The sequence below is a fragment of the Nocardia sp. NPDC056541 genome, assembly GCF_042794235.1.
In the GTDB taxonomy this organism is placed as follows: Bacteria; Actinomycetota; Actinomycetes; order Mycobacteriales; family Mycobacteriaceae; genus Nocardia.
This window is the reverse complement of the sequence record NZ_JBHTUD010000001.1, coordinates 244,703-253,738: the sequence shown is the minus strand read 5'-3', so window position 1 is coordinate 253,738 and position 9,036 is coordinate 244,703. Positions and strand designations below refer to the sequence as shown.

The window sequence follows — 9,036 nt, the reverse complement described above, 5'->3', positions numbered from 1 at the left end:
CTCGTTGCGGGCTGGGGTTGGGGGTGGTTGTTCTTTTTATGGGCGGTGTATTTGGCCTGTCTGAGGGTCGGCTACCCCCCCGCGCCCCCCATCAACTAAACCAAGCCCGGTCTGGCCGCGGCCCGCGGCCTCCCCGACCGTGTGCGGACCTACGTCGCGCACTTCGAGCAGCTGGAACTGCCCGCTCGCACATTCGACGCGGTGACGATGCTCGGGTCGATCGTGCACATGCCCGACCTGGACGCCGCGTTCACCCGCGCCCGGCGCACGCTGCGACGCGGCGGCATGCTCTACGTGTCGGAGAGCTGCTTTCGCAGCGCCCGGGCGCGAACCGCGTTCGACGATCGAACCGGCACCCGGTTCATCCGCTCCGACATCTTCGGATTCGGCGAGCTGCGCCCGCTGTCCGAGCTGGTGGCCGGTGCCGAGAACGCCGGATTCGCCATCGACTCGATCGACGATCTCACCGACGACTACCGCCGCACCATCGACGACTGGATCGCCAACGTGGACGCGGCCGCCGAGCGGATCGACACGCACAGGCCAGGACTGGCGGCCCAGCTGCGGCGGTATCTGGAAATCGCCAACGCCGGCTGGGGTTACACCACCAAGCACTACGCCCTGACCTGCCGCAATGCCCGCTGACCGCGAGGAGCCCCCATGTCCGAGAAGCGTATGCCCAAGCACCTTTCGACCGAACGCCCGCGCGTCGGAGCCGAGATGATCCCGGCCGGCGATATCGCCGCCGCCGTCGACGGATTCTTCGCCGCCTCCCCGGCCGCGCGCGCCTGGGACGTGGAAACCGGTTTCGACTGGGCCCGCGCCGACGCGGGCCGACTCACCGAGGGCCAGCGATCGGCCGTGCAGTTCATCACCTATATCGAGGATCACCTGCCCGGCTACTTCGACGTCTATCACCGGTATTTCCCCGTGGACGACTCGGTCGACGCCGCGACCTTCGTCCACAATCGCGAGCTGTATCACTTCACCGTGCGCTGGGCGGCAGAGGAGGACACCCACGCGCGGGCGCTCGCGCGCTATCAGGAGGCCGCCGGGATGGCCGACCGCGCGGGGCTGCGAACCGATCTCGCGGTCGAGGGTCGCAAGCCGTTCGACCTGCCCTACCGGCATCCGGTGCAGTTCTTCGCCTACGCGCTGGTGCAGGAGAAAGCGACCCAGATCTACTACCAGCAGCTACGCGATGTGGTCGCCGATCCGGTCCTCGGCGCCGTGCTGACTCGCCTTTCCCGTGACGAGGCCCGGCATTTCACCTTCATGGCCGATGTCGTGAGCCGGTACCTGCGGGTGCACGGCGACGCGGTGGTCGACCCGATCCGTGAGGTCATCGAGGGATTCCGAATGCCGTTGGCCGACACCATGCGTGGCTACTGGCGCTGGGCCCTGCGCATCGCCGACGTCGCCGACTACGACCACACCGCCGCTTACGCGCACCTGGTGAAGGTGGTCGACCGCGCGGTCGACGTGCGCTCGGACCGGCTCGACGAACTGGTCGGATTCATCGAACAGTGCCGCTCGCTCGACTGAACTGTCGCCGGCGCAAGGCCACCCGGCCGCCTTTCCCCGGCATGTAGGCGATGCCGCGATCGCGCATTCGCTCCCCGGCCGCGGTTGTCGGCAAGAGCTCGAAATCCCGGAGCAGGCTACGGAGGACGACCTTCATCTCGGTATCGGCGAAGTCGGAACCGACACAGCGGCGATTCCCGCCACCGTAGGGAAGCCATGACATGAGGTCGGGTCGGCTTCCGCGAAATCGGTCGGGTTCGAAGACCTCAGGGTCGGGATAGACCGCTTCGTCGCCGTGGATGAGGGCCATCGAGACGATGACCCGATGGCCGCGCGGGATCACCCACTCGCCCAACTCCAAGCTCTGCGCCTTCACCTGCCGGGAAACCGTGCCGATCACCGGTCGAACGCGCTGCACCTCCCAGATCGTCCGCTGGAGCACCTCGTCTCTTCCGGCGTCCAGGTCGGTTACCAGCCGGGCCAGCGCGGCCGGGTGCCGGCGCAGGCGTTCCAGCGTCCAGGCCAGGGTGTTGGCGGAGGTCTCGTTGCCGGCGGTGAGCAAGGTCGCCAACTCGTCGGCGATGTCACTGTGCGACATGGGTTCTGCGTCTTCGTAGTGGTTGCGCAGCAGCAGCGCGAGGATGTCCTCGCGGTCGGGCAGACACGGATCAGCGAGTGCGCGGCTGATCAGCTTCGCGATCAGCGCGTCGTATTCGGCGCGGTGCTCATCGAGTCGAGTCCGTGCGGAGCGACCACGACCGAACCCGATCCCACGGCCGGTCGCCACCCGCGAGCCGACGTCGCCGAGGGCCGGCATCAGCCGGCGCAATGCGGCGAGCTCCTCGCCCTCCGCGCCGAACACCGCGCGCAGAATGATGTTGAGGGTGATGCGTACGGTCGCGGGCAGGATCGGGAATTCGGTGTTCTCCGACCACGTCGCCGCCTCGGCGGCATACTCCCGTTCGATGAGCGCCTCGTACGCGCGCATCCGTTTGCCGTGAAAGAGCGGGGACAGCAGCCGGCGACGTCGACGGTGGGGATCGTCGTCGAGACTGAACACCGATCCGGGGCCGAGCAACGCACCGAGGTTGGGTTCGGCCTTCCCTGCGACCGAGGGACCGGCCGTGAACACCTGACGGGCCAGCGCCGGGTCGCCGACGAAGACCGACGGTCCGATCACCGGCAGATCCAGCGTGAACACCGGGCCGAACCGGCGGCGTGAGCGCCGCATCATCCGGCGGCGACCGCTGAGGTAGAGAAATCCCTGGACCGAGCGGGGTAGTCGGGAACCCGGCGGCAGTGAGATCGCCGGTGCGGCGGTCATGATCAGAACCTGTACTTCGCTCGGAGTTCGGCGAGGGTGTCGATGAAGCCGTCGAGCTGCTCGTCGGAGATTCGGTTGTTCATCAGTAGGCGGATCACCGCGCGGTCCTTCGGCACCGCCGGGTAGCCGAACATCGGCACCAGGTAGCCGCGGTCGATGAACTCCTGTCGCACACGCACGGCGGTGTCGTTCGCGCCCACCAGGATCGAGGTCACGTACGTGGGTGTCGGGTTGATCGTGCAGCCGATCTGGAGCAGCCGCTCCCGCAACCGGTCGACCCGGTCGAGATAGTTCTCCATGATCGACGGGTCACGGCGCATCCGGCGCAGCACGTGCACGATGGCACCGACGGTCGGCGGCTGGATGTTGGTGGTGAAAACTGTTGTGCCGGAGAGGAACCGGAATGCATCCAAGGCGTCGGCCGGTCCGGCGAGCGCGCCGCCGCTGAGCCCGACGCCCTTGCCGAAGGACACCATCAGGAAGGTTGCCCGGCGCAGCGCCGCGTACTCGGCGGCGAACCGGTGACCGCCGTTGCCGTAGACCATGAACCCGTTGGCGTCGTCGACGAAGCTGATCGCGCCGAACTCCTCGCACAGATCGAGGATCTCGGCGACCGGGGCGAGCGACCCGTCGGCGGAGTACACGGCCTCGAATCCGACGATGATCTTGCGTCCCGCCAGCTGCTCCAGCTCGCGTCGAAGACTGGCGGTGTCGTTGTGGTCGAACATGATCAGGTTGCGGCCGAACTTGAATCGTTCGGCGGCCTTCCACATGCTCCAGTGGCATTCCCGGTCCAGCACGAGCACGGTGTCGGTGTTGTCGACGCCGTGGTTGTTGTTGAACGAGAACCGGGAACTCATCGCGTTCACGAAACCGAGATTGGCCAGCATTCCGGTGGCGAAGGTGAGCGCGCGCTCCTTGCCGGTGATCTCGGCGACGAGCGTCTCCAGCTCGAGGTGCGGCCGGGAGACGCCTTGGATGATCCGCGAGCCACCGACGACAAGGCCGTAGTCCGTCGCTGTCTCGGCGAAGACCTCGCGCACCTGCGGGTCGTGCTGCCAGCCCAGGATACCGATGCCGGAGAAGTTGACCAGCTTGTTGCCGTCGATGCTCACGACCGCGTCGTTGCTGCCGTCGAGCTCGGGCAGCGTGATGAATTCGCCGCTCCCGCGAGCGCTTTCGAGCCAGGTGGAGAACCCCCAGCGATCCAATACCGAGACCGAGGACTGCGTCGCCATGGTCGTTCCCCTCAGATCAGCGTGCTGAGTCGGGCGTCGACCTCGTCGGCGGTGATGCCGTAGTCGGTCAGGTCGTAGGTGTGCGAGCGAAGGCGATCGTCCTCGGCGACCACCGCGAGCATCGCGGTGCGGACCTCGTCGGTGATCTCGCGCCCGAGTCGCCGGTAGATGTCGGTGACGACGGCCAGCGGGTCGGCCGTGAACTCGTCGAACTCGACGTCGTGAAAAAGGGCTTGGTCGTATTCGGCCCGGTCCGTGGCGTAGCGCTCGAGCGAGCGAACGGCGAACTCGAGCAGGATGGGGCCGATCGCCTCGCCCTGGAAGCCGGCCGACCGGCCCGCGACCATCTTGTTCACCATGCTGCACGCCGAGCCGAGCACCACGCTGGCGGGCCGACGATGGGTCTGGATCACCAGCGCGTCCGGGAACGTCGCCAGCAGCGCGTCCAGGCAGACGAGATGGCTCGACGACTTGAGCACCCAGCGTTTGCCTGCGTCGGGCAGCCCGATCAATTGCAGGTTGCGACGGTACCGCTGGTAGGTCTCGGTGAAATCCTGCTCAGCCAGCCACGCGGAATACGACGGCAGGTTCCCGGTGAACTCGAAATACGCCGAGAGCATCGACTGCCGGGTCAGCAGCCAGCATTCCTCGACCTCGTCGGCTCTGCGGTTGTGAATGCCCAGGTAGCCGGGAACCTGTTCGACGAATCCGTCGATGCCCTTCTGCACCATCTGGAAGACCGGGTCGGCCGCCCAGTCCGCGCGCGCCGGCCGGGGCTGTGGCGCGTAACCGAGCCACATTTGCAGGCCCTGGTGCGCTGGGTCGGCGGTCAGCATCCGGTGCAGAGTCGTCGTCCCGGTGCGCGGCATGCCGACGATGAACACCGGCCGCTCGATCGCGACCTCGGCGTATTCGGGCCGCGCCGCCCACTGGGCCTGACTGATCAGGCGGGACGCGAGGATGCCGGTCAGCTCGCCCTGAACCGCCTGGATGCCCTGCGGGCTCAGGTCGGCCTCCTCCCGATAGGAGGACAGGAGCACCCCGAGCCCTTCCCGGTACTCCGACGGACCGAAGTCGGTGAGCCCGGTGAGACCGGCGGCCGCCGCCTCCAGTTCCTCCACTGCTCCGAGTTCATTCACGTCAAATCCTTTGATTCGTCCTCTATTGATTCGAAACCTTAAGGAAGAGAGCCGATCTCGTGTGGTCCGGTCGGGTATACGAATCGGTCGATAGGAAAGCGATTTATCGACTTTCACCACCGAATGTGCATCAGTTGATCGCCGTATAGTCCCAATCCCGGGGTCGCGTGTGCGAACACGGAAATTGCTTACGGAGGCTGGCAGTGGTGACGGTTTCGCGCTCGGAGACCAGCGATCTCGACGCTCGGCGCGCACGCCGTATCGCCGAGTTACACGCCGCCGACCGACAGTTCCGCGATACCGTGCCGAATGCCGCAGTCACCGTGGCGATCCGGAAGCCGGGGCTGTCGCTGGGGCGGATCGTGGCCACGATCATGGAGGGCTACGCGGATCGGCCCGCCGTAGGAGAACGCGCGCGGGAGACGAGCATCGACCCGGCGACCGGCCGTACGACACTTCGCCTGCTGCCGTCCTTCGAGACCATCAGCTATGGCGAACTCTGGTCGCGGGCGGGCGCTGTGGCGACCGAATGGCACCACCATCCCGGGTCGCCGTTACGCGCGGGCGAGTTCGTCGCCGTCGTCGGTTTCACCAGTACCGACTACACCACCATCGAGCTGGGCTGTGTCCGGCTCGGCGCGGTGTCGGTGCCGTTACCGGCCGGCGCCGCCGCTGACCAGCTGACGCCTATCATCGCCGAGACCGGGCCACGCGTGCTGGCCACCAGCCTCGAACAGCTGACCACTGCCGTCGAGTGCGCACTGGCGAGCACGTCGGTGCGACGCCTGCTGGTCTTCGACTATCAGGCGGCCGTCGATGAGCACCGCGAGCTGGTCGAGGCAGCGTGCCGACGCCTGGCCGACAGCCCGATCGCGCTCGACACACTGGCCGACGTGCTCGCGCGCGGAGCGACCCTGCCGCCGATACCACTGTTCGAGGCCGATCCGGCGAGTGACCGACTGGCCATGCTCATCTACACATCGGGCAGCACCGGGGCACCCAAGGGCGCCATGTACACCGACCGCATGGTCGTTCCGGCGTGGCGCGGGTTCTGGCCGGGGACAGATGAACTGCCGATTATCGGCGTGCACTGCCTGCCCATGAGTCACGTGTCGGGACGTGCCGCGTTCTCCGGCACCCTCGCGGCAGGCGGCACCGGATACTTCACAGCGAAGAGCGACCTGTCCACGCTGTTCGAGGACATCGCCCTGGTCCGGCCGACGACACTGCGGCTGGTTCCGCGCGTCTGCGACATGCTGTTCCAGCGGTACCACAGCGAACTGGACCGATACGCGAGCGGCGACCGGGTCGCGGCCGCGGCGCGGGTGCGCGAGGAACTACGTGAACGGTTCCTCGGCGGCCGCGTGGTGTGGGCCGGCACCGGGTCGGCGCCGATGTCGCAGGAGATGGCCGCCTTCGTCGAATCCTGTCTCGACCTTCCGCTGCAGGACGGCTTCGGCTCGACCGAAGCGGGTCGAATCATGGTCAACGGGAAGGTGTGCCGTCCGCCGGTGCGTGACTACAAGCTGGTCGACGTGCCCGAACTGGGCTATTCGCGTACCGACTCGCCGTATCCGCGCGGGGAGTTGCTGGTCAAGACCGATGCCATCATTCCCGGGTACTACAAGCGTCCCGAGGCCACCGCGGAGATCTTCGACCGCGACGGCTATTACAGGACCGGCGACATCATGGCCGAGATCGGGCCGGACGAGCTGGTCTACCTCGATCGCCGCACGAACGTGCTCAAGCTGTCCAACGGCGAGTTCGTGGCCATCGCCCGGTTGGAGGCGCTGTTCGTCACCAGCCCGCTGGTCGGGCAGATCTTCGTGTACGGCAACAGCGAGCGCGCGTATCCGCTCGCGGTCGTGGTGCCGACCTCGGCGGCGCTCGACCGCGTCGGCGCGGCCGTAGCGGACCTGAAACCGCTGATCGGCGAATCGTTGCGGGAAGTGGCGAAGAACGCGGACCTGCCGCGCTACGAGATCCCGCGCGACTTCCTGATCGAGACCGAGCCGTTCAGCACGGCGAACGGCCTGCTCTCCGACGTCCGTAAACCATTGCGCCCCAAGATGAAAGACCACTACGGCGAGCGCCTGGAGCGGATGTACACCGAGCTGGCGGAACGGGAGACCGGTGAGCTGAGCGCACTGCGTCGCGGCGGCCGGAACCAGCCGGTGGCCGACGCCGTCCTGCGGGCCGCTCAGGCGTTGCTGGGTGGTGAGAGCGGCGAATTGCTCGGCGAGGAGCGTTTCACCGACCTGGGCGGTGACTCCCTGTCGGCGCTGTCCTTGGCCGGCCTGCTCGGGGAGATCTTCGATATCGAGGTGCCGGTGAGCGTCGTCCTCAACCCCGCGAACAACCTTCGACAACTGGCGCGACACATCGAGACGGTTGTGGCCGGCGGGCCGCGACAGCCGACGTTCGCGGCAGTGCACGGCACCGGCAGCACCCGAGTCCGGGCCAGTGACCTCACATTGGACAAGTTCATCGACACCGCGACCCTCGACGCGGCACGGGCCCTACCGCCACCGAGCGGCGCGACGAACACCGTGCTGCTCACCGGCGCGAACGGCTACCTGGGCCGGTTCTTGTGCCTGGAGTTGCTGACACGCACGAGCGGCACAGTGATCTGTCTGGTCCGTGGCGGAACGGCCGCCACCGCACGCCTGCGACTCGCTGCGGCCTTCGATCGGGGCGACCCCGACCTGGTCCGCCGCTTCAACGATCTGGCCGCAGGCCGTCTCGAGGTCCTCGCGGGCGATGTCAGCGCACCCGGCCTCGGCCTGGACGAGCCGACATGGCACCGGCTGGCCGACACCGTCGACTCGATCGTCCACCCGGCCGCACTGGTCAACCACGTTCTGCCTTATCCGGAGCTGTTCGGCCCCAACGTCATCGGCACCGCCGAGCTGATCCGGATGGCACTCACCGCGCGGATCAAACGAGTCAGCCACGTCTCGACCATGGGGGTGGTCGCCACGGGAACAGCGTCCGCCGACGAGGACGCCGATATCCGGCTCGCCAGCCCGGTTCGCGAACTCGACGGGACCTACGCCAACGGCTACTCGACGAGCAAATGGGCGAGCGAGGTGCTCCTGCGTGCGGCACACGAACGGTGCGGTCTGCCGGTTTCGGTGTTCCGGTCGGACATGATCCTCGCGCACAGCAGATACTCGGGGCAGCTGAACGTGCCCGATGTCTTCACCCGCCTGCTGCTCAGTCTGATCTTCACCGGTATCGCGCCGCGATCGTTCTATCCGACCGAAGACGCAGGGCGCGCCCACCACGGTGGCCTTCCCGTCGACTTCACCGCCGCGGCCATCGCCGCACTCAGTGAGCACGCCGTGACGGGCTATCGCACCTACAACGTCCTCGATCCGCGCAGCGTCTCACTCGACGTGGTCGTCGACTGGCTCATCGATGCCGGTCACCCCATCGCGCGAATCGACGACTACGACGAGTGGTTCACCCGCTTCGAAACCGCTGTCCGCGCCATGCCGGAGAGCCGGCGACGACACTCACTGCTGCCGCTGCTCCAGGCGTTCGGCAACACTCGCGAAACCCTCGTCCGCCCCGAATTCCCCACCGACCGCTTCCGTGCCGCCGTTCAGTCCGCCGAACTCGACCTTCCCCACATGTCAGCCGCGCTAATCCGCAAGTACAGCACCGATTTCAGTCGACTGGATCTGATCTGAGCTGTCGCCGGTCGTGCCATCGCGGGACGACCCCAGCGTTCTCGAGCGCCACACCTGCGGAGTCGCGGTTAGGGCCGAGGTCGCCGCCGAACAGGCCGGTCTCGATGCGATCTAGG

At 67.2% G+C, this 9,036-nt stretch carries 6 protein-coding genes; 3 read left to right on the top strand and 3 right to left on the bottom strand.

Annotation, left to right across the window (positions count from 1 at the left end; all coding sequences use genetic code 11):
* The first annotated feature begins 141 nt into the window (after positions 1 to 141).
* Together ACFQ9R_RS01130 and ACFQ9R_RS01125 are read left to right on the top strand one after the other, a co-directional pair.
* On the top strand, positions 142 to 645 hold the full coding sequence (locus ACFQ9R_RS01130) for a class I SAM-dependent methyltransferase (protein ID WP_378987538.1): 504 nt from the start codon (positions 142 to 144) through the stop codon (positions 643 to 645).
* A 15-nt stretch (positions 646 to 660) separates the two neighbouring features.
* Positions 661 to 1,545: an acyl-ACP desaturase gene (locus tag ACFQ9R_RS01125; protein ID WP_378987535.1), complete on the top strand. Its 885-nt coding sequence runs from the start codon at positions 661 to 663 to the stop codon at positions 1,543 to 1,545.
* Here ACFQ9R_RS01125 and ACFQ9R_RS01120 read toward each other — a convergent pair.
* The 3 genes from ACFQ9R_RS01120 to ACFQ9R_RS01110 are packed head-to-tail and all read right to left on the bottom strand — an operon-like array spanning position 1,517 to position 5,225.
* Positions 1,517 to 2,848 carry a cytochrome P450 gene (locus ACFQ9R_RS01120; protein WP_378987532.1) on the bottom strand — a complete coding sequence of 444 codons (1,332 nt, stop codon included), beginning with the start codon at positions 2,846 to 2,848 and terminating at the stop codon, positions 1,517 to 1,519. The two genes, ACFQ9R_RS01125 and ACFQ9R_RS01120, sit on opposite strands and share 29 nt — an antisense overlap.
* Positions 2,849 to 2,850: 2 nt before the next feature.
* Complete coding sequence (locus tag ACFQ9R_RS01115) at positions 2,851 to 4,086, bottom strand: aminotransferase class I/II-fold pyridoxal phosphate-dependent enzyme (RefSeq protein ID WP_378987529.1); 1,236 nt, start codon at positions 4,084 to 4,086, stop codon at positions 2,851 to 2,853.
* Between the two features lie 11 nt (positions 4,087 to 4,097).
* On the bottom strand, positions 4,098 to 5,225 hold the full coding sequence (locus tag ACFQ9R_RS01110; RefSeq protein WP_378987526.1) for a sulfotransferase family protein: 1,128 nt from the start codon (positions 5,223 to 5,225) through the stop codon (positions 4,098 to 4,100).
* Positions 5,226 to 5,431: 206 nt separating this feature from the next.
* Between ACFQ9R_RS01110 and car the strand changes: the two genes are divergently transcribed.
* Positions 5,432 to 8,920, top strand: coding sequence for a carboxylic acid reductase (gene car / locus ACFQ9R_RS01105; protein ID WP_378987523.1), 3,489 nt, complete (start codon positions 5,432 to 5,434; stop codon positions 8,918 to 8,920).
* Positions 8,921 to 9,036 lie beyond the last annotated feature (116 nt).